The following is a 20,803-nucleotide window of genomic DNA, read 5'->3' on the forward strand; positions in this document are numbered from 1 at the left end:
GCCGTGCTAACAATAAGTTAATTCGCGGCATGTTCTGGGGATAAATCTGTTATTGACAATAAAAATGTCACCGGGCTGTAACGCCACGGTGCAACCGCGTTGCCGCGGCGCCGGGCGCAGTGACGAATCCGCTTGAAGCTGGTTTTATATCCAGTATCATGGGCACTGGCGCAAATTGCCGACACTTTCCATAATTAGGGGCCATGCCCGGCGCAGAGCCGGCGGGCCGCCTGAGCGCGCGCATCTCCACAGGGTAGCCGAGCAATGAGTAAACTTTTCAAACTGCATTCAGAGTTCAAACCGGCCGGCGATCAGCCGGAAGCCATCCGCAAACTGGAAGAGGGGCTGGAAGACGGCCTGGCGCACCAGACGCTGCTGGGGGTAACCGGTTCGGGCAAGACATTCACCATCGCCAACGTGATAGCCGATCTGAATCGGCCGACCATGGTGCTGGCGCCGAACAAGACGCTGGCGGCGCAGCTGTACGGCGAGATGAAAGAGTTTTTCCCGGAGAATGCGGTGGAATACTTCGTCTCTTACTACGACTACTACCAGCCGGAAGCCTACGTGCCCAGCTCCGACACCTTCATTGAAAAAGACGCTTCGGTGAACGAGCACATCGAGCAGATGCGCCTTTCCGCCACCAAGGCGCTGCTGGAGCGGCGCGACGTGGTGGTGGTGGCGTCGGTGTCGGCGATCTACGGCCTGGGCGATCCGGATCTTTACCTGAAGATGATGCTGCACCTGACTCAAGGCATGATCATCGATCAACGATCCATTTTGCGCCGGCTGGCGGAGCTGCAGTATTCCCGCAACGATCAGGCCTTCCAGCGCGCCACCTTCCGCGTGCGCGGCGAGGTAATCGACATCTACCCTGCGGAATCGGACGAGCTGGCGCTGCGCGTCGAGCTGTTCGACGACGAAGTGGAGCGGCTGTCGCTGTTCGATCCGCTGACCGGGCAGATCGAGCAGGTGGTGCCGCGTTTTACCATCTACCCGAAATCGCACTACGTGACGCCGCGCGAGCGGATCATGCAGGCGATGGAAGAGATCAAGGTCGATCTGGCGGACCGTCGCAAGGTGCTGCTGGCCAACAACAAGCTGCTGGAAGAGCAGCGCCTGACGCAGCGCACCCAGTTCGATCTGGAGATGATGAACGAGCTGGGTTACTGCTCGGGGATCGAAAACTACTCGCGCTACCTGTCCGGGCGCGCCGAGGGCGAGCCACCGCCGACGCTGTTCGACTACCTGCCGGCGGACGGCCTGCTGGTGGTCGACGAATCCCACGTCACCATTCCGCAGATCGGCGCGATGTTCAAGGGCGATCGCGCGCGTAAAGAAACGCTGGTGGAGTACGGCTTCCGCCTGCCGTCGGCGCTGGACAACCGCCCCTTGCGCTTCGAGGAATTCGAGGCGCTGGCGCCGCAGACCATCTATGTTTCCGCGACGCCGGGCAAATATGAACTGGAGAAATCCGGCGGCGATCTGATCGATCAGGTGGTGCGGCCGACCGGGTTGCTGGATCCGATCGTGGAAGTGAGGCCGGTCACCACCCAGGTGGACGATCTGCTCTCCGAGATCCGCAAGCGCGCGGCGATCAACGAGCGCGTGCTGGTGACCACCCTGACCAAACGCATGGCGGAAGACCTGACCGAATACCTGGAAGAGCATGGCGAGCGCGTGCGCTACCTGCACTCGGACATCGATACCGTGGAACGGGTCGAAATCATCCGTGACCTGCGTCTGGGCGAGTTTGACGTGCTGGTGGGCATCAACCTGTTGCGTGAGGGGCTCGACATGCCTGAGGTGTCGCTGGTGGCGATTCTGGACGCCGACAAGGAAGGCTTCCTGCGTTCCGAGCGTTCGCTGATCCAGACCATCGGCCGCGCGGCGCGTAACCTGAACGGCAAGGCGATCCTGTATGGCGATCGCATCACCGACTCGATGGCCAAGGCGATCGGCGAAACCGAGCGGCGCCGCGCCAAGCAGCAGGCCTACAACGAAGCCAACGGCATCGTGCCGCAGGGGCTGAACAAGAAGATCGGCGATATTCTGCAGATCGGCCAGCCGGTCAACCGCGCCAAGAGCAAAGGCAAGGGCAAGGCGGTGGACGGCGGCGCTCAGCTTCAGAACCTTACGCCGAAAGCGCTGGATCAGAAAATCCGCGATCTGGAGGCGCAAATGTACACTCACGCGCAAAACCTGGAATTCGAGCAGGCGGCTGCCCTGCGCGACGAGATCCATCAGCTGCGCGAACAGTTCATCGCGATTTCCTGACCGTTGGATGGCGCCCGCGCTGCGGGCGTCGAAATTCCTTGTCGGCCGTGCCAAAGCTGTTAAGGTGTGCGGCCCGATCTGACCACGAAGAGTATCGAACATGAGTCAACACCAGTCCAAAGACCCGCTGCACGGCGTGACGCTGGAACAACTGCTGAATAAACTGGTGGATCACTACGGTTGGTCCGAGCTGGGGGCGCGCATTCGCATCAACTGCTTCCGCAGCGATCCGAGCATCAAGTCCAGCCTGAAGTTTTTGCGTCGCACGCCCTGGGCGCGCAAAGAGGTAGAAGATCTGTATATCGATATGGTCAGCCACCCCGCCCCAGCCAGCGATAATCCCTGGCTGCGCGGGCGAGACGGTTAAATTCGGTCAGCGGCGGGCGGCCAGCTCCACCAGCGCCCGATCCAGCGCCTGGCGCAGCAGTTGGCGATCGTGGCGATAAGGGATGTCGCTCGCTTCCAGCGGCTGTTGAATCACGACCCGATCCTGCACTTCACTGGCGTCTACCGCCGGGCCGACGATCAGGGCATCGATCATCGGGCGGCCGATCTTATCTTCCATCAGCGTCAGCTTATCCTTTAACGACAGCGCCGCGGCGGCCACGCTCAGCTCGCGGCCGAGGTTGCCGATATAGATCATGCTGGCGCTGCTGCGACGCAGTGCCTGGGTGAGATCGTCCAGCAGCAGCAGCGGCATCAGGCTGGTGAGGAAACTGCCCGGTCCGATCAGGATCACGTCAGCCTGCGCGATGGCGTCCAGCGCTTCGCGCGTGGCGTTGACCGGCGGCGACAGCATCAGCTCCTGCGGCATATGGGTCAGCTGATCGACATTCACTTCACCGTAAACGTGATTGCCTTCGTGATCGTGCGCCATCAAATCTACCGGTTGCTCCGACATCGGAATCAGCGCCGCGTCGACCTTCAGCAGGCTGCGCACCAGGTTTATCGCTTCCAGCGGGCGAACGCTAAGATGATCCAGCGCTTTCAGCATCAGGTTGCCGAGGTTGTGGCCGGCCAGTTCGCCGTTGCCGCTGAAGCGGTATTCGAACATCGCCGAGGCGACGCTCGGTTCGGTGATCAGCTGGTTGAGACAGTTACGGGTATCGCCCCAGGCAATGCCGCCTTCCGAACGGCGGATGCGGCCGGTGGAGCCGCCGTTGTCGGTAGTGGTGACGATGCCGGTCAGGCGGGAGCCTAAGGACGACAGGGCCGACATCACACGGCCCAGGCCGTGTCCGCCGCCTAACGCCACCACGCGGTCGAGATCGGCCAGGGTACGATTACGCATAAATTTCCTTACAAAGGGGCTGAACTGCCCGCATAAGGTAGCGGATCCGGCATAAAAACGCGATAAGAGTGTCATTTGCGTGATTCCGGTCAATTCGTCCGCGCAACTGATGTTTATCATGGTTTACCCGAATACGCGGCGTCTAAAAACGCTGTATAGACAATTATATAGCGAATTTACGCGTTGGCTATCGTTGCCGATTAGCGCTAGAATTCTGCTGAAAACCACGGTTTCGTTCCGGCTACTCAAGGTAGCGGGAAGAGAAATCAAACTCCTAGCCCCTGCGCCTACGTTGTTCATCAGGAACGATATGGCGCCTGGGCCGTGGCGAAGTCAGCCACCAGGGTGCAGAGGGGAAACGCTCGCATCTCCCGACTTTGGAAAGGTGTTATGGTGCCGCAACTCATTGATGCTTATGAGCGCAAGTTCTATTACCTGCGCTTGTCGATCACCGACGTGTGCAACTTTCGTTGCACCTATTGTCTGCCCGACGGCTACAAGCCGAGCGGCAGCCCGAAAAGCTTCCTGTCGCTGGATGAAATCCGCCGCGTCAGCCGCGCGTTCGCCGAACTGGGTACCGAAAAGGTGCGTCTGACCGGCGGCGAGCCTTCGCTGCGCCGCGATTTTACCGAGATCATCGCCGCCGTGCGGGAAAACCCGGCCATCCGTACCCTGGCGGTCACCACCAACGGCTACCGTCTGGCGCGCGACGTCGCCGCCTGGCGTGACGCGGGTCTGACGGCGATCAACGTCAGCGTCGACAGCCTGGATCCCCGTCAGTTTCACGCCATCACCGGTCAGGACAAGTTCCGCCAGGTGATGGACGGCATCGACGCCGCCTTCAGCGCCGGTTTCAGCAAGGTCAAGGTCAACGCGGTGCTGATGCGCGACGTTAACCACCAGCAGCTCGGCGCCTTTCTCGCCTGGATCAAAGACCGGCCTATCCAGCTGCGTTTTATCGAACTGATGGAAACCGGCGAGGGCGGCGAGCTGTTTCGCAAACACCACGTTTCCGGCGAAGTGATTCGCCGGCAGCTGGAGCAGCAGGGCTGGCAGCGCCAGGCGCGCGGCCGCAGCGACGGCCCGGCGCAGGTGTTCAGCCACCCGGACTACCAGGGTGAGGTGGGTCTTATCATGCCTTATGAGAAAGACTTCTGCGCCAGCTGCAACCGGCTGCGCGTTTCTTCCATCGGCAATCTGCACCTGTGTCTGTTCGGCGAGCAGGGGGTGCCCCTGCGCGATCTGCTGGCGGACGACGGCCAGCTCGACGCGCTGAAGGCGCGCATCCAGAGCGGGCTGCTGAGCAAGAAGCAGACCCATTTCCTGCATCAGGGCAACAGCGGGATCACCCAGAACCTGTCGTTTATCGGCGGCTGACAGCCAATAGGAGCCTATTGAACCATGAGCCATGCGAGCAGCGAGTTTATTCCGGCGCATATCGCCATCCTGACCGTGTCCGACAGCCGCGGCGCGGCGGAAGACACCTCCGGCCAATATCTGCAGGAAGCGGCGCAGGAAGCCGGTCATCAGGTGGTGGATCGCGCCATCGTCAAAGATGACATTTACCAGATCCGCGCGCGGGTTTCCGCCTGGATCGCCGATGACAGCGTGCAGGCGGTGCTGATCACCGGCGGCACCGGTTTTACCGCCCGCGACAACACGCCAGAAGCGCTGCTACCGCTGTTCGACAGAGAGGTGGAAGGGTTCGGCGAACTGTTCCGCATGGTGTCGTACGAAGAGATCGGCACCGCAACGATCCAGTCGCGCGCGCTGGCCGGCCTGGCCAACCGCACGGTGATCTTCGCTATGCCGGGTTCCACCCGCGCCTGCCGCACCGCCTGGGAGCGGATTATCGAAGAGCAGTTGGACGCGCGCCATCGCCCGTGCAACTTCCAGCCCCACTTGAAGAAGCCCTGAGTCATGACACAGCTAACCCACATTAACGCCGCCGGCGAAGCCCATATGGTTGACGTTTCCGCCAAGGCCGAAACGGTGCGCGAGGCGCGCGCCGAAGCCTTCGTCGAGATGCTGCCCGCCACGCTGGCGATGATCGTCGACGGCAGCCATCACAAGGGCGACGTGTTCGCCACGGCGCGCATCGCCGGCATTCAGGCGGCCAAACGCACCTGGGAGCTGATCCCGCTGTGCCACCCACTGATGCTGAGCAAGGTCGAAGTGCAGCTGGAGGCGCAAACGCAGCACAACCGGGTGCGCATCGAAACCTGCTGCCGGCTGACCGGCAAAACCGGCGTCGAGATGGAGGCGCTGACCGCCGCCTCGGTGGCGGCATTGACCATCTATGACATGTGCAAAGCGGTACAGAAAGACATGGTGATCGGCCCGGTGCGCCTGCTGGCGAAAAGCGGCGGCAAATCCGGCGATTTTAAGGTGAACGTATGATCGATATTCTTTTCTTCGCGCAGGTGCGCGAACTGGTGGGCACCGGTGGCCTGTCGATGCCGGCGGATTACCCGACCGTCGAGGCGCTGCGCCAGGCGCTGTGCGCGCGCGGCGATCGCTGGGCGCTGGCGCTGGAGTCCGGCAAGCTGTTGGCGGCGGTCAATCAGTCGTTGGTGGCGGCGGATCATCCGCTGCGCGCCGGCGATGAAGTGGCCTTCTTCCCGCCGGTCACCGGGGGGTAAGCATGGAAAATACCCGCATTCGCGTGGGCGAAGCGCCGTTCAACGTCGGCGACGAATACCAGTGGCTGGCGCAGTGCGACGCCGACGGCGCGGTGGTGACCTTCATCGGCAAGGTACGCAACCATAATCTGGGGGATGACGTCAGCGCGCTGACGCTGGAACACTACCCCGGCATGACGGAGAAGGCGCTGGCGGAGATCGTGGCCGAGGCGCGCAGCCGTTGGCCGCTGCAACGGGTGACGGTGATCCACCGTGTCGGTGCGCTGTATCCCGGCGACGAGATCGTGTTCGTCGGCGTGACCGGCGCGCACCGCAGCATGGCGTTCGCCGCCAGTGAGTTCATCATGGACTACCTGAAGACGCGCGCGCCGTTCTGGAAGCGCGAAGCCACCGGCCAGGGCGATCGTTGGGTGGATGCCCGCGACAGCGATCGTCAAGCGGCGCAGCGCTGGCAAAACCCGGCTAAATAACGCGTCAACAGCGGAAACAAATCAAGACCTTTGCCGCTTTCGCCCGGCATATTCTGTGGTACGCTTATAGCAGGCGAAGCCCCGTTCGAGGGGCTTCGGAATCTTGTTTACTACGCAAAAGGTAACCGTCATGGACCGATATCCACGCTCTAATGGTTCAATCGTCGAACGTGCCAACAGCGGCATTCAGGCCTACATGGCGCAGGTTTACGGCTGGATGACCTGCGGTCTGCTGCTGACGGCGTTCGTTTCCTGGTATGCGGCCAACACGCCCGCGATCCTCAACTTCATCTTCTCCAGCCAGATCACCTTCTTCGGTCTGATCATCGCCCAGCTGGCGCTGGTGTTCGTGATTTCCGGCATGGTCAACCGCCTGAGCGGCGCCGTGGCCACTTCGCTGTTTATGCTGTACTCGGCGCTGACCGGGTTGACGCTGTCGAGCATCTTCATCGCTTACACCTACAGCTCGATCGCCAGCACCTTCGTGGTCACCGCCGGTATGTTTGGCGCCATGAGCCTGTACGGCTACACCACCAAGCGCGATCTGAGCGGCTTCGGCAGCATGCTGTTCATGGCGCTGATCGGCATCGTGCTGGCCTCGCTGGTGAACATCTGGCTGAAAAGCACCGCGCTGATGTGGGCGATTACCTACATCGGTGTAGTGGTGTTCGTCGGCCTGACCGCGTATGACACGCAAAAACTCAAGGCGATGGGCGAGCAGCTGAACGCCGATGACAAAGACGGCTTCCGCAAGTACGCCATCGTTGGCGCACTGACGCTGTATCTCGACTTCATCAACCTGTTCCTGATGTTGCTGCGTATCTTCGGCAACCGCCGCTAAATCCGGGACCTTTCAAGCAGTAGCTTGAAATCCATAGGACTTACCAGGCTCTGCATGTGACATGCAGAGCTTTTTTTATGCGATTTTTCGGCGGAACAGCGCGTAGGCGGCGCTGCCGGTGGTGGCGGTGATCACCAGCAGCGGCCACAGGCTGTGCCAGATGATGCCGAAGCTGGCGTCCTTCAGGTAGATCTGCTTGGTGATGTCGGTGAAATGGCGTATCGGGTTAACCCAGGTCAGATCCTGCAGCCACATCGGCATATTTTCCACCGGCGAGACGTAACCCGAGAGCAGGATCGCCGGCATCATGAACACGAACACGCCGATAAATGCCTGCTGCTGAGTGGCGCACAGCGACGAGATCAGCAGGCCGAAACCGACCAGCGACAGCCCGTAGATCAGCATGGTGGCATAGAACAGCAGCAGCGATCCGGCAAACGGGATCTGGTACAGGAAGATGCCGATCAGCAGCACGATGGTTGCCTGGAAGCTGGCGACGATCAGCGCCGGCACCGCCTTGCCGATAAAGATCTGCCAGGTGGTGAGCGGCGAGACCAGCAGCTGTTCCAGCGTGCCCTGTTCGCGTTCGCGCGCCACCGACAGCGAGGTGACGATCAGCACGCCGATGGTGGTTATCATGGCGATCAGCGACGGCACCACGAACCATTTGTAGTCCAAATTCGGGTTATACCAGTTGCGCACCACCAGCTCGCTGTTGTTGGGTTTGGCGCGGTTGCCGAGCAGCTCGTTCTGATATTCTTGCACGATCTGCTGCACGTAGTTGGCGGCGATCTGCGCGCTGTTGGAGTTGCGTCCGTCGAGCAGCAGCTGCAGCGGCGCGGTGTTGCCGGTGGCGATATCGCGCGAGAACTGCGCCGGGAAGCGGATCAGCAGCAGCGCTCGCTGGTTGTCGATGGTGGTCTTTATCTCCTGCGGGCTGCGCAGCAGCAGCACGTGTTGAAAGGCCTTGGCCTTGGCGAAGCGCTGGGTCAGCTCCACCGAGGCTTGGCCGCTGTCCTCGCTGTAGACCGCGATGGTGGCGTTGGTCACTTCCAAAGTCGCGGCGAACGGAAACAGCAGCACCTGCAGGATCACCGGCATGATTAAAATGGCGCGGGTTTGCGGATCGCGCAGCAGCGCCTGCATTTCCTTGATGATGAGCGTCAACAGACGATGAAACATCGCTCTTTCTCCTCAATCCAGCCGGCGCTGGGTTTTCCAGGCCGTTAGGCCGATGAACACTACGGCGGAAGCGATCAGGAACAACAGATTGATCAGCAGCACGGTGCCGACGTTGCCCGCCAGGAACAGCGTTTGCAGCGTGCTGACGAAGTAGCGCGCCGGAATGATATAGGTCACCGCGCGTACGATGGCCGGCATGCTGTCGATCTGGAAGATGAAGCCCGACAGCATGATCGAAGGCAGGAAGGCGGCGTTCAGCGCCACCATCGCCGCATTGAACTGATTGCGGGTGAGGGTGGAGATCAGCAGGCCCATGCCGAGGGTGCTGGCAAGGAACAGGCTGCTGATCAGCAACAGGATCAGCAGCGAACCGCGATAGGGCACGCCGAGCACCCAGACCGCCACCGCCATGCACAGCGCCATGGCGGCCATGCCGAGGAAGTAATAAGGGATCAGCTTGGAGAGCAGCAGCTCGCTGCGCGTCACCTGGGTGGACAGCAGGGCCTCCATGGTGCCGCGCTCCCACTCGCGGGCGATCACCAGCGAGGTGAGGATGGCGCCGATCACCGTCATGATGATGGTGATGGCGCCGGGAATGATGTAGTGCCGGCTGATGGCCGCCGGGTTGAACCAGTAGCGCATCTGCACGTCAATCAGCGGTTTGTCGCTGTGCCCCCGATCGGTGGCGCGCTGCTGCTGCCAAATTTGCCATACGCCCTGGGCATAGCCCTGCACGAAGTTGGCGGTGTTCGGCTCGCTGCCGTCGGTGATGACCTGGATAGGGGCGCTGTCGTGTGGGCGCGCCATGCGCTGGTCGAAATCCACCGGGATCACCACCAGGCCGCGGATCGCACCGGCCTGCATCTGCTGGATCAGCTGTTGGCGGTTGTCGCTGATGGTCGGTTCGATATAGGGCGAGCCGGCGAACGCCTGAGCCAGCTCGCGCGCGTCTTCGCTCTGTTGCTCCATCAGGATGCCCAGATGCAGCTTGCTGGAGTCCAGGTTGATGCCGTAGCCAAAGATAAACAGCAGCATCAGCGGGATGACGAAGGCGATCAGGCCGCTGCTGGGATCGCGCAGTATTTGCCGCGTTTCCTTCAGGCACAGCGCGCGCAGCCGGCGCCAGGAGAAGCCGCCGTCGTCGATTGGGGTTCGGTTATCGCTCACCGTGATTCCTCCTCATCGTAACCCTGCACCAGCTCGATAAACGCCTGTTCCATCGAGGGGTTGGGATTGTCGTCGCGCGCCACCTGCTGTTTGAGATCGTCCGGCGTGCCGGCGGCGATGATCTTGCCGCGGTACACCAGGCCGATGCGGTCGCAGTACTCCGCTTCGTCCATAAAGTGGGTGGTCACCATCACCGTGACGCCCTTGTCGACCATGCCGTTGATGTGCAACCAGAACTCGCGCCGCGTCAGCGGATCGACGCCGGAAGTCGGTTCGTCGAGGAACAGGATATCCGGTTCGTGCATCAGCGCGCAGGCCAGCGCCAGGCGCTGTTTAAAGCCGAGCGGCAGCGCGTCCGGCGTCTGATCGAGGATCGGCGCGAAGTTGAAGGCGCGGGACATCTCGTCGATTTTGTCGCGCTGCGCCTTGCCGCTCAGGCCGTAGACGCCGGAAAAGAACTTCAGGTTCTGCGCCACCGTCAGGTTGCCGTACAGCGAGAATTTTTGCGCCATGTAGCCGAGGCGCTGGCGCGCCTTGCCGGAACTGGTCTTGAGATCCATTCCCAGCACCAGCGCCTTACCGCTGGAGGGGATCAGCAGGCCGCACATCATTTTGAAGGTGGTGGACTTGCCGGCGCCGTTCGGCCCGAGCAGGCCGAAAATTTCGCCGCGCCGCACTTGGAAATCAACGTGATCGGTAGCGGCGAAGTCGCCGAATTTTTTGGTCAGCTGCACCGCTTCGATCACCGTTTCACCGCTTTCGCCGTTGACGGTCGGCATGATCTCCGCCAGCGCCGAGCGGTGGTTGGGGCCGCCGCCGAGCAGATCGATAAACGCATCCTCGAAGCGCGGATCCGCTTCATTCAGTTCGGCGTCCGGCAGATCCAGCGCCTGCAACAGCCGGCGGTGATCTTCGCCTTCCTTCAGGATCAGGCGCAGATACTTGCCCTGGATCACCCCGTCGGTGACCGCCGGCAGGCAGATCGCCCGCTGCAGCAGCGATCGATGGCTGCCGGGGGGCGCGGCGATCAACACCGTGCGCCCGGCCATACGGCGGGTCAGTTCCTGCGGTGCGCCGCTGAACAGCAGCTCCCCCTCGTTGAGCAGCAGCACTTCGCGGCACTGTTCGGCCTCATCGAGATAAGACGTGCTCCACAGGATCAACATGCCGTCGTTGGCCAGTTCGTGCACCATGCGCCACAGCTCGCGGCGCGAGATCGGATCGACGCCGACGCCCGGCTCATCCAGCAACAGCACCTGAGGTTCGCCTACCAGCGTGCAGGCCAGGCCGAGTTTCTGCTTCATGCCGCCTGACAGCTTGCCGGCCAGGCGCTCGGTGAAGCGAGTTAGATCGGTGAATTTCAGCAGCCGTTCGAAGGTCTGGCGGCGGAGATCGCCGGTGACGCCGCGCAGATCGGCGTACAGCGTCAGGTTCTCCATCACCGTCAGATCCTCATACAGTCCGAACTTCTGCGGCATGTAACCGAGGATCGCGTGCAGTTGACGATCCTGCGCGATCGGATCCAGCCCGGCGACCCGCAGTTTGCCGCTGCTGGGCTGCAGCAGCCCGGCCAGCATGCGCAGCAGGGTGGTTTTGCCGGCGCCGTCCGGGCCGACCAGCCCGATCACCGCGCCACTGCGCAGGGTGGTGGTCAGGCTGGCGACCGCCGGTTTCTCCAGTGACGGGAAGCGCTTCTCCAGCCCTTCCAACTCGATGGTGTGCGCCTGTTCCATGGCCGGCCTCAGGGTTTGGCGAAGCGCAGGGTGACCGGCATGCCCTGGCGCAGCGCGTCGTCGGCGTCGGTGACGATCACTCGCAGGCGGTACACCAGATCGGTGCGCAGATCCGGCGTTTCGACGCTTTTCGGCGTGAATTCCGCGGTCGGCGAGACGAAACCGATCTTGCCGTGGTAAGGCTTGTCGGGGCGGCCGTCGGTGTAGATCTCCAGTTCGGTGCCGGGCACCGCCTGGTTCAGGCTGGTTTCGTTGATGTAGGCGCGCACCCACACCGGCCGGGTCAGCGACAGGGTGAAGACCGTGCCGCCGGCGCCGAGCATGGTGCCCGGCTCCACCGCGCGGGTCAGCACCGTGCCGGCGGAAGGGGAGACCAGCGTGGCGTCTTGCAGGTTCAACTGCGCCTGCGCCAACGCCGCTTCGCTTTGCGCCACCTCGGCCTTGGCCTGTTCAATCTCTTGCGGGCGGTTACCGCTGCGGTATTGCGACAGCTTGTCCTTCGCCGCCTGCAGGTTGGCCTGCGCCTGATTGCGGGCGGTGCGCGCATCCTCCAGCGCATCGGCGGAGGTGGCGTTTTTCGCCCACAGTCCCTGCTGGCGTTTCAGGAAGCTGTCGGCGTAGGCGAAGGCGGACTGGCGCTGTGCCATTTCCGACCGTACCTGGGCGATCTCTTCGGTGCGGTAGCCGGCCTGCAGCAGCGACAGTTTGGCGCGCGCGCTGCCGACGTTGGCTTCGGCCTGCTGCAGTGCGTTGCGGTAGGGGGCATCGTCCAGTTTGCCGAGCAGCTGGCCCGGTTGAACGGCATCGCCTTCATCCACCGTCAGCGACGCCAGACGGCCGTCGACGCGAAAGCCGAGGTTAACCGTGCGGATATCGACGTTGCCATACAGCGTCAGCGGCCGCTCCTGTTGCTGCTGGTAATGCCATATCCCGTAAGCGACGGCCGCGATCAGCAGAATCAACAGCACGATAAAGGCACTGCGTTTTTTGTTCATAACACTCCCTGCCTGAATTTACGCGCCGTGACGTTGGCGCAGCCCAATAACCAGAATCTCAATATGTTCGCTCAGCACGGCCCCGATCTGTGCCGCTTCGTCCTCGCCAATCTCTTGCCAGCCGGCCTGGCGGCGGATGGTTTCGCGCGCCACGCGAAACGACAGTACCTCGCCGATCAGCGCATGGGTATGCAGCACGAGGCGGGTGGCGCGTTCGTCGATGCCGGTGGCGGCCGACAGCAGGCGGCACAGCCGTTCGTGCATCGGTGCGATCACCTGACTGTGGATCAGCGGGTAGGCGTCGGTTGGGGCGAGCTGTTCGCGCGACATGATTTTGCTCAGGTTCAGCGTGTGCGGCTGGGTCATCAGTTCGCTGAAGGCCAGCAGGCCACGCTGCAGCAAACGCAGCGCCGCGTCGGGTGAGCGCTGCGCGGCGGACTGTTGCCAGAAGCGATCGACCTCCTCGGCCAGCGGGGCGAACGCCTGCTGGATGAAATCGGCGAGCGATTGCGCCACGGCCAAGTACAGCCCCTCTTTGGAGCTGAAGTAATAGGTGATGGCGGCGATATTCTGGCCGGCGCGCTGGGCGATGTCGCGGGTGGTGGCGCCTTCCAGGCCGCATTCGCCGAACAGGTCGGTCGCTGCGGCGAGCAGCTGCCGGCGCGTTTGCTCGCCGCGCGCCCGGCCGGCGGCCTGATGAGGGAAGGAAGCTGGCATGGGTCACGCTCGAAGTTAATCAATCATATGATTAACTTTATGCCAGATTGTTTAAAACGCAACCGCTAATCACAATGAGTTATGTGATCGGCTTCAGACAATGCTGAATTTACGGCAGATTGTGCTCTGGGTGCGTAAAAATGCTTTTTATTGCGCGACTTCTGTTACAATCGGCGCTTGGTGCACTGCAGTTTGTGCCAATCCCTCGTGGTCATGCTTAATGCCCCGTCTGATCATCCTCCCAGGAAACTGCACCGAACACCGTTAGGTTAGGGGGGATCTGGAGTTTTTCTCTTTATGTCATTTGAAACCCTCGGCTTAAGTGCTGAAATTGTGCGCGCTGTTGAAGAACAGGGCTATCGCGAACCGACGCCAATTCAGCGTCAGGCTATCCCTGTCGTGCTGGAAGGTCGTGACCTGATGGCCAGCGCCCAGACCGGTACCGGTAAAACCGCCGGTTTTACCCTGCCGCTGTTGCAGCTGCTGAGCAAGCATGACCATCCGGTCAAAGGCCGCCGCCCGGTGCGCGCGCTTATCCTGACGCCAACCCGTGAGCTGGCGGCGCAGATCGGCGAAAACGTCGATGCCTACAGCAAACACCTGCGCCTGCGTTCGCTGGTGGTGTTTGGCGGCGTGAGCATCAACCCGCAGATGATGAAGCTGCGCGGCGGCGTCGATATCCTGGTGGCGACGCCGGGCCGTCTGCTGGATCTGGAACATCAGAACGCGGTTGACCTGTCCAAAATCGAAATTCTGGTGCTGGACGAAGCGGACCGCATGCTGGACATGGGCTTTATCCACGACATCCGCCGCGTGCTGGCCAAACTGCCGGCCAAGCGTCAGAATCTGCTGTTCTCCGCAACCTTCTCCGACGACATCAAGGCGCTGGCCAACAAGCTGCTGCACAACCCGGCTTCGGTAGAAGTGGCGCGCCGCAACACCGCGTCTGAGCAGATCGAACAGAGCGTGCACTTCGTCGACAAGAAGCGTAAGCGGGAACTGCTGTCGCAGATGATCGGCGAAGGCGACTGGAAACAGGTGCTGGTGTTTACCCGCACCAAGCACGGCGCCAACCACCTGGCGGAACAGCTGAACAAAGACGGCATCACCGCAGCGGCGATCCACGGCAACAAGAGCCAGGGCGCCCGTACCCGTGCGCTGGCCGACTTCAAAGACGGCCGCATCCGCGTGCTGGTGGCGACCGACATCGCGGCGCGCGGCCTGGATATTGACCAGCTGCCGCACGTGGTGAACTACGAGCTGCCTAACGTGCCGGAAGACTACGTACACCGCATCGGCCGTACCGGCCGCGCGGAGCGCACCGGTGAAGCTATCTCGCTGGTGTGCGTGGATGAGCACAAGCTGCTGCGCGACATCGAGCGTCTGCTGAAGCGTGAAATTCCACGCATCGCGCTGCCGGGCTACGATCCGGATCCGACCATCAAGGCCGAGCCGATCATCAACGGCCGTCAGGGTGGCGGGCGCGGTGCGCCGCGCGGCAACGGCGGTGGTCAGCGTTCTGGTAACGGCGGCGGTCAGCGCAGCGGTAACGCGAACGGCGGCCAGCGTGAAAACCGCGGCAACGGCAACGGTAACGCCCGCCCGCAGGGTGATGGCCAGCGCCGTTCCGGCGCACCGGCTTCGCGTCGCCCACGCAACCGCAAACCGGCTGAATAAGCCTGATTGCTCAAAGAGTAAGCCGCCGATACGGGCGGCTTTTTTTTTGCCTGGCGGAACGGCATTTTCGTACTAGGCTGGACGGTGGCTAACCCTACATTCCAGGAGACGGAGATGAAATTGAAGTGCGCAATTCTCGATGATTACCAGCAGGTGGCGCTCAAGATGGCAGACTGGTCGGCGCTGGCCGATCGGGTGGAGGTGTCCGTCATCAGCGCGCACTTTACCGATGAAACGGAGCTGGCGGTGCATCTGCAGGAGTGCGACATTCTGGTCATCATGCGCGAGCGCACGCCGATGACCGCCTCGCTGCTGGCGCGGCTGCCGAAGCTGAAGCTGCTGATCACCTCCGGCATGCGCAACGCCTCTATCGATTTAGCCGCCGCTGCCGAGCGCGGCGTAGTGGTGTGCGGCACCAGCAGCGGATCGGCGGCGCCGATGGAGCTGACCTGGGCGCTGCTGCTCGGGTTGGCGAAGCATATTGTGCCGGAAAGCGTCGGGCTGAAAAACAACGGCCCGTGGCAGCGGGATCTCGGCGTCACCTTGCAAAGTAAAACGTTGGGGCTGCTGGGGCTGGGCAAGATCGGCGGTCAGATGGCCCGGGTGGCGCAGGCGTTCGGCATGCGGGTGCTGGCCTGGAGCCAGAACCTGACGGCGGAACGGGCGGCGCAGGAGGGCGTTGAACTGGCGCCGTCCAAACGGGCGCTGTTCGAGCAGAGCGACTTTGTGTCTATCCACCTGGTGCTGAGCGAGCGCAGCCGGGGGTTGGTGGGGCGCGATGAATTGACGGCGATGAAGCCCACCGCTTACCTGATCAACACCTCGCGCGCGGGGATAGTCGACCAGGCGGCGTTGGTGGATGTGCTGCAACAGCGGAAGATCGCCGGCGCAGGGCTGGACGTGTTCGAGACGGAGCCACTGCCGGCCGACGATGCGTTTCGTCAGCTGCCCAACGTGCTGGCGACGCCGCATGTGGGTTACGTGGCGGACGACAACTACCGCGCCTACTTCACCGAGGCGGTCGAGGACATTGCGGCGTTCCTCGCCGGCCAACCGATCCGCCGGCTGGGCTGACGGCGCTTTTAATGCCCGCAGAGGCTTGTCTGGCGCTGGCATTCACCCGTATCATTGCGGGTCTTTTTTTAGCTGGGATTGGTCATGCGCGTATTATTGGCTCCGATGGAGGGCGTTCTCGATTCTTTGGTGCGTGAGTTGCTCACCGACGTGAACGACTACGATCTGTGCATCACCGAATTTTTGCGCGTGGTCGATCAGCTGCTGCCGGCCAAATCGTTCTACCGGCTGTGCCCGGAACTGCGCCACGCCAGCCGCACGCCGTCGGGCACGCTGGTGCGCGTACAACTGCTGGGGCAGTATCCGCAGTGGCTGGCGGAGAACGCCGCGCGCGCGGTGGAATTGGGTTCTTACGGCGTCGATCTCAACTGCGGTTGCCCGTCCAAGCTGGTGAACGGCAGCGGCGGTGGGGCGACGCTGCTCAAAGATCCGGAGTTGATCTACCAGGGCGCCAAAGCGATGCGCGCAGCGGTGCCGGCCCATCTGCCGGTCACGGTGAAGGTGCGCCTGGGCTGGGACTCCTCCAACCGCAGCTTTGAAATCGCCGATGCGGTGCAGCAGGCGGGCGCCAGCGAGCTGACGGTGCATGGCCGCACCAAAGAGGACGGCTACAAGGCGGATCGTATCAACTGGGCGGCGATCGGCGAGATCCGTCAGCGGCTCAGCATTCCGGTGATCGCCAACGGCGAAATCTGGGATTACCAGAGCGCGCAGGATTGCCTGCAGGCGACCGGCTGTGACGCCATCATGCTGGGGCGCGGCGCGCTCAACGTGCCGAACCTGAGCCGGGTGGTGAAATACAACGAGCCGCGCATGCCCTGGCCGCAGGTGGTTGAGCTGCTGCAAAAATATGTCCATCTGGAAAAGCAGGGCGACACCGGCCTGTATCACGTGGCGCGCATCAAACAGTGGCTGGGCTATTTGCGCAAAGAATATGACGAAGCCACCGAACTGTTCAGCGAAATACGCGCGCTGACGACGTCAGGAGATATTGCGCGCGTCATCTGCCGTAGCTAAAAATAAACCCGCACGCGGCGGGTTTATTTAAATCGGTATTATCAGGCGGCTTTGTCGAGACGGTTCAATTCTATCTCGATATCCTGAATGGTTTTTTCCAGTCCTTCCAGGCAGGCGCCTTGTTTATTCAACAGGTCGTTAATGGCTTCGGCGAATGCCTTATTTTTGCATTCCCCCTGATCGAAGGCCAGCCAGTGTGCGGAGAGCGTCTCGGTATTCGATTGCGCATAGTGGCGCATTTCCTTCAGCTGGGAAGCGACGTTACGTAAATTATCCAGCTGCGCCTGTGCGTTTGCATTGTTGCTCATGAATTTCTCCTTGAGTTGGCCGTTAAATAATTTCGACTGCGGGATTAAGCTTACCCCATCTAAATAAAAATATCATCTTTGGTGGCCCGGGCGGTTATTTTTTAATGGATTAGGATTTATTTATTTCTTGGCTGAACAAGAACTTGGGTGGAATTGTAAAAATAGATAAATACGGTTTTTTTGGCGGTTATTTACGGCCATTCCATGCGGAATGACCGTTATTCTAACGCTTAAGAGTGATGCTTATTATGCCGCTTCCGCCAGCATAAACATGCCGTAGGGGTGTATTTCCAGATAATAATGTTCGCCGACGTTGGGCTGCAGGCGAGTGGCGTTAACCTGCAGCAAAATCTGCTGCCCATGCCACGCCACCGTGACTTCATACTGCGGCCCCATGTAGGCGACATGCTGGATCACGCAGCGCTGGCTTTCCTCGCCGTGTTCGCTCAGCGTGATCGCTTCCGGCCGCACGCCCACCGTGCCGGCGCCTTCGGTGGCAAAGTGCGCGGGGCGCGGCAGGCGATAGCCGCTGATATCGACATGATCGGCGCTGAAGCCGGCCGGGAACAGGTTGGCGTCCCCCATAAAGCTCGCCATAAAGCGCGATGCCGGCTGCCGATAGAGATCCTGCGGCGAGCCTATCTGCATGATATGACCCTTGTTCATCACCAGCACGGTGTCTGAGACCGCGAAAGCCTCGCTCTGATCGTGGGTGACATACAGCGACGTGATATCAAACTGCTTTTGCAGCTCACGGATCTTTTCGCGCATGCTACGGCGCAGGTTGGCGTCGAGGTTGCTCAACGGCTCGTCGAACAGCAGCACTTTCGGCTTGAGGATCAGCGCGCGCGCCAGCGCCACGCGCTGCTGTTGGCCACCGGAGATCTGATCGACATAGCGATCTTCAAACCCCGCCAGATCCACCATCGCCAGGGCTTCCTGCACGCGCGCTTTCACTTCGGCACGCGGAATGCCGAGCATTTTCAGCCCATAGCCGACGTTCTCCCCCAGCGACATATGCGGGAACAGGGCATAGGACTGGAACACCATGCAGATGTCACGCTGCTGGATGGAACGATGGGTAACGTCTTCACCATCAATGAATATCTGCCCGTCGCTCGGCTTTTCCAGCCCGGCAACCAGGCGCAATATGGTGGTTTTTCCGCAGCCTGAAGGGCCGAGCAGCGTCACCATCTGCCCCCGAGGGATGGTGAGCGTGATGTTATCGATCACCGTGTTGCTGCCGAACCGTTTGGAGACGTTGCGCAGTTCAACGAAATTTTTCTGGCTCATCATGGGCTCCATTACGCCTGGTTTTTGGCTTTTGAACGGGAGATGCGTGCCTCGCCGATCAGCCAGTCAAAGAGGAAAATAATCGCCAGCATCACCACGATCAAAATTGAACCGTAGGCGATCGCCACCCCGTATTCGCCGTCTTCCACGCGATTGAGGATGTAGGCGGTGGCCACGCGGGTATCGGGCGTCACCAGGAAGACGATGGCGCTGACGGTGGTGATGGCGCGAACGAAGCTGTAGATCAGCGCCGACAGGATCGCCGGGCGCAGGAGCGGCAGCAGGATGTGCGTGATGGTGCGCAGCGAGCCGGCGCGCAGGCTGAGCGAGGCTTCATCCAGCGATTTGTCTATCTGGCCCAGCCCGGCGATCCCGGCGCGAATGCCCACCGGCACGTTGCGCATCACCATCGAGATAATCACGATGGCGGCCGTCCCGGTGAGGTACACCGGTGCGCTGTTGAAGGCGAGAATGTAAGAGACACCCGCCACGGTGCCCGGCACCGCAAAGCACAGCATGGTGGTGAACTCGATGGTTTTTTTACCCTTGAACTGTTGGCGCACCACGATCCAGGCGATCAGCAGGCCGAAGGCGGCGGTGATCGGCGCGGCGATCCCGGCGTACAGCAGCGTGTCGAGCAGCGAAGGCCACGCGCCGTCGCTCATGCCCTGGCCGAACAGCTTGATGAAGTTATCCAGCGTCAGCGTGTAATCCACCCCCCAGTTGACGGTGAAGCTGCCGTAGAAAATGCTGCCGTAGAGCAGGGCGTTAAAGGCTACCCACACCGCCAGCAACGCGATCACGCTCCACACCAGCGTGACCGGCAGTGGCTGCACGTCGCCGCGATACGATTTGCCGGACACGGTGACGTAGGAACGCTTGCCGATCCACAGGTACTGGATGCAGAACACCAGCAGCGAGAACAGCAGCAGGAAGGCGCCGAGGGTGCTGGCGGCCTGATAGTCGAGCTGCGAGCCGGTGATGTAGAAATAGATTTGCGTCGCCAGCACGTCGAAGTTGCCGCCGAGCACCAGCGGGTTGCTGAAGTCGGCCAGCGATTGCACCACCACGATCAGAAATGCGTTGGCCAGCGCCGGTTTCAGCAGCGGCACGAACACGCCGTTAAAGGTTTGCCAACGGCTGGCGCGCAGGGTGTAGGAGGCCTCTTCCAGCGAAGGATGAATGGTCTTGATTGCGCCGTCGAGGATCATGAACGCCATCGGTGTGAACGCCAGCACCTGCGCCAGCCAGATGCCGGTAAAGCCGTACAGCCAGTTGGTGTTGGTCAGGCCAAACCAGGCCACCATCCACTCGGTGACGTAGCCGGAGCGCCCCATCATCAGCGTGACGCCCAGGCCGACGACGAACGGCGGCGTGACGATAGGCAGGATGGAGAAGATGCGACCGATAATGGCGCTGCGTTTGGCGATGCGGGTGGTGTAAATCGCCAGCACCAGCCCGAAGAAGGTGCAGCCGGCGCCGACTGCGATCGACAGGGCGATGGAGTTGAGGATCACCTGAACGATATGCGCCTGCGACAGCACGTTCATAAACGCCAGCGGCGCGAATGCCCCTGCCTGGTCGGTGAACATCGGAATGAAAATCGCGATGCTCGGCCAGACGATGAAGACGCCGATCAGCGCCACGATGGTGACCAGCGCACCGATAACGAAACGGTCGCCGCCCAGCCATTCGAGGCGGGTCAGCGCCAGCGTCATGATGGCGCCCAGCGCGGTCAATTGCACCAGGGTGGCATAGCCTAAACCGCGCCCTGCCACCGTGGCGCTGACGACGATAAAGGCCATGCACAGCAGCGCCCAGCCGGCATCGAACGCGTGGCGCCGCCGCCGTTCACCGCCCGCCGGGGCGTAAGGGCGAAGCAGCAGCAGGCTCGGCAACAGGCACCATAGCCAGCTGACATTGCGGTGTGACCAGCCGTAGGCCGCGAGGATTTCATCGCCGGTGGACTCCAGCAGGCCGTAATCCAGGCTCCAGCTCGGCAACAGGGCGAACGCCAGCCAGCCAAGCAAGATCCAAAGGAATATCGCATCTCGTTTTTTCACGAGATGGAGTGCATGTGTATGTGACATAAGTTTCCCGGATGTTCAGGCCGGGTAAG

General features: G+C 61.6%; 20 protein-coding genes and 1 riboswitch. Of the genes, 11 read left to right on the plus strand and 9 right to left on the minus strand.

What is annotated here, in order from left to right:
* Nucleotides 1-264 precede the first annotated feature (264 nt).
* The gene (uvrB, locus tag EGY12_RS13285) at nucleotides 265-2,277 is read left to right on the plus strand and encodes an excinuclease ABC subunit UvrB (RefSeq protein ID WP_123894045.1); all 2,013 of its coding nucleotides are present in this window, start codon (nucleotides 265-267) and stop codon (nucleotides 2,275-2,277) included.
* A gap of 100 nt (nucleotides 2,278-2,377) precedes the next feature.
* Nucleotides 2,378-2,644, plus strand: coding sequence for a VF530 family DNA-binding protein (locus EGY12_RS13290; protein WP_004939783.1), 267 nt, complete (start codon nucleotides 2,378-2,380; stop codon nucleotides 2,642-2,644).
* Between the two features lie 6 nt (nucleotides 2,645-2,650).
* Here EGY12_RS13290 and yvcK read toward each other — a convergent pair whose 3' ends face one another.
* A complete protein-coding gene (gene yvcK / locus EGY12_RS13295; protein ID WP_123894047.1) occupies nucleotides 2,651-3,568 on the minus strand; it encodes a uridine diphosphate-N-acetylglucosamine-binding protein YvcK in 918 nt (305 codons plus the stop codon).
* Nucleotides 3,569-3,827: 259 nt separating this feature from the next.
* Nucleotides 3,828-3,972, plus strand: a riboswitch (molybdenum cofactor riboswitch).
* On the opposite strand from yvcK, the gene moaA reads away from it, so the two are divergent.
* The 6 genes from moaA to EGY12_RS13325 all read left to right on the plus strand — a co-directional run bounded on the left by moaA (nucleotide 3,959) and on the right by EGY12_RS13325 (nucleotide 7,521).
* A complete protein-coding gene (gene moaA / locus EGY12_RS13300; protein ID WP_004939778.1) occupies nucleotides 3,959-4,945 on the plus strand; it encodes a GTP 3',8-cyclase MoaA in 987 nt (328 codons plus the stop codon). (Overlaps the previous riboswitch by 14 nt.)
* A 24-nt stretch (nucleotides 4,946-4,969) precedes the next feature.
* The gene (gene moaB / locus EGY12_RS13305; RefSeq protein WP_123894049.1) at nucleotides 4,970-5,485 is read left to right on the plus strand and encodes a molybdenum cofactor biosynthesis protein B; all 516 of its coding nucleotides are present in this window, start codon (nucleotides 4,970-4,972) and stop codon (nucleotides 5,483-5,485) included.
* A gap of 3 nt (nucleotides 5,486-5,488) precedes the next feature.
* Nucleotides 5,489-5,968, plus strand: a complete 480-nt coding sequence (gene moaC, locus EGY12_RS13310; RefSeq protein WP_049201144.1) for a cyclic pyranopterin monophosphate synthase MoaC — start codon at nucleotides 5,489-5,491, stop codon at nucleotides 5,966-5,968.
* Entirely contained in the window at nucleotides 5,965-6,210 is a 246-nt protein-coding gene (gene moaD / locus EGY12_RS13315) for a molybdopterin synthase sulfur carrier subunit (RefSeq protein ID WP_019453985.1), read from the plus strand. Before moaC ends, moaD begins: the two co-directional genes overlap by 4 nt.
* Before the next feature lie 2 nt (nucleotides 6,211-6,212).
* Nucleotides 6,213-6,680, plus strand: coding sequence for a molybdopterin synthase catalytic subunit MoaE (gene moaE, locus EGY12_RS13320; protein ID WP_123894051.1), 468 nt, complete (start codon nucleotides 6,213-6,215; stop codon nucleotides 6,678-6,680).
* Nucleotides 6,681-6,810: 130 nt separating this feature from the next.
* Nucleotides 6,811-7,521 carry a Bax inhibitor-1/YccA family protein gene (locus EGY12_RS13325; RefSeq protein ID WP_004939761.1) on the plus strand — a complete coding sequence of 237 codons (711 nt, stop codon included), beginning with the start codon at nucleotides 6,811-6,813 and terminating at the stop codon, nucleotides 7,519-7,521.
* A 75-nt stretch (nucleotides 7,522-7,596) separates the two neighbouring features.
* Here EGY12_RS13325 and EGY12_RS13330 read toward each other — a convergent pair whose 3' ends face one another.
* From EGY12_RS13330 to cecR, 5 genes are read right to left on the minus strand one after another with little or no spacing between them, the layout of a single operon-like run.
* Nucleotides 7,597-8,703 (minus strand): ABC transporter permease, encoded by a 1,107-nt coding sequence (locus EGY12_RS13330; protein ID WP_123894053.1) that lies wholly within the window; start codon nucleotides 8,701-8,703, stop codon nucleotides 7,597-7,599.
* Nucleotides 8,704-8,715: 12 nt separating this feature from the next.
* Nucleotides 8,716-9,870 carry an ABC transporter permease gene (locus EGY12_RS13335; RefSeq protein ID WP_123894055.1) on the minus strand — a complete coding sequence of 385 codons (1,155 nt, stop codon included), beginning with the start codon at nucleotides 9,868-9,870 and terminating at the stop codon, nucleotides 8,716-8,718.
* Complete coding sequence (locus EGY12_RS13340) at nucleotides 9,867-11,603, minus strand: ATP-binding cassette domain-containing protein (protein ID WP_123894057.1); 1,737 nt, start codon at nucleotides 11,601-11,603, stop codon at nucleotides 9,867-9,869. Before EGY12_RS13340 ends, EGY12_RS13335 begins: the two co-directional genes overlap by 4 nt.
* Before the next feature lie 8 nt (nucleotides 11,604-11,611).
* On the minus strand, nucleotides 11,612-12,598 hold the full coding sequence (gene hlyD / locus EGY12_RS13345) for a secretion protein HlyD (RefSeq protein ID WP_123894059.1): 987 nt from the start codon (nucleotides 12,596-12,598) through the stop codon (nucleotides 11,612-11,614).
* An 18-nt stretch (nucleotides 12,599-12,616) separates the two neighbouring features.
* Nucleotides 12,617-13,315 (minus strand): transcriptional regulator CecR, encoded by a 699-nt coding sequence (gene cecR, locus EGY12_RS13350; protein WP_123894061.1) that lies wholly within the window; start codon nucleotides 13,313-13,315, stop codon nucleotides 12,617-12,619.
* A 297-nt stretch (nucleotides 13,316-13,612) separates the two neighbouring features.
* Here cecR and rhlE point away from each other — a divergent pair, with 297 nt between their 5' ends.
* The 3 genes from rhlE to dusC all read left to right on the plus strand — a co-directional run bounded on the left by rhlE (nucleotide 13,613) and on the right by dusC (nucleotide 17,083).
* Complete coding sequence (rhlE, locus tag EGY12_RS13355; RefSeq protein WP_123894063.1) at nucleotides 13,613-14,992, plus strand: ATP-dependent RNA helicase RhlE; 1,380 nt, start codon at nucleotides 13,613-13,615, stop codon at nucleotides 14,990-14,992.
* 114 nt (nucleotides 14,993-15,106) lie between these two features.
* Nucleotides 15,107-16,066: a D-2-hydroxyacid dehydrogenase family protein gene (locus EGY12_RS13360; protein ID WP_123894065.1), complete on the plus strand. Its 960-nt coding sequence runs from the start codon at nucleotides 15,107-15,109 to the stop codon at nucleotides 16,064-16,066.
* 84 nt (nucleotides 16,067-16,150) lie between these two features.
* The gene (gene dusC / locus EGY12_RS13365) at nucleotides 16,151-17,083 is read left to right on the plus strand and encodes a tRNA dihydrouridine(16) synthase DusC (protein ID WP_049295196.1); all 933 of its coding nucleotides are present in this window, start codon (nucleotides 16,151-16,153) and stop codon (nucleotides 17,081-17,083) included.
* Between the two features lie 41 nt (nucleotides 17,084-17,124).
* Here the strand turns inward: dusC and EGY12_RS13370 are convergent, their stop codons facing one another.
* The 3 genes from EGY12_RS13370 to EGY12_RS13380 form a co-directional block, all read right to left on the minus strand.
* Nucleotides 17,125-17,391, minus strand: a complete 267-nt coding sequence (locus tag EGY12_RS13370) for a hypothetical protein (RefSeq protein WP_049201133.1) — start codon at nucleotides 17,389-17,391, stop codon at nucleotides 17,125-17,127.
* Nucleotides 17,392-17,637: 246 nt separating this feature from the next.
* Nucleotides 17,638-18,684: a ferric ABC transporter ATP-binding protein gene (fbpC, locus tag EGY12_RS13375; RefSeq protein WP_123894068.1), complete on the minus strand. Its 1,047-nt coding sequence runs from the start codon at nucleotides 18,682-18,684 to the stop codon at nucleotides 17,638-17,640.
* A gap of 11 nt (nucleotides 18,685-18,695) precedes the next feature.
* Nucleotides 18,696-20,774: an iron ABC transporter permease gene (locus EGY12_RS13380; RefSeq protein WP_123894070.1), complete on the minus strand. Its 2,079-nt coding sequence runs from the start codon at nucleotides 20,772-20,774 to the stop codon at nucleotides 18,696-18,698.
* Nucleotides 20,775-20,803 lie beyond the last annotated feature (29 nt).

Origin of the sequence: Serratia sp. FDAARGOS_506, from assembly GCF_003812745.1 — a bacterium.
Taxonomy (GTDB): Bacteria; Pseudomonadota; Gammaproteobacteria; order Enterobacterales; family Enterobacteriaceae; genus Serratia.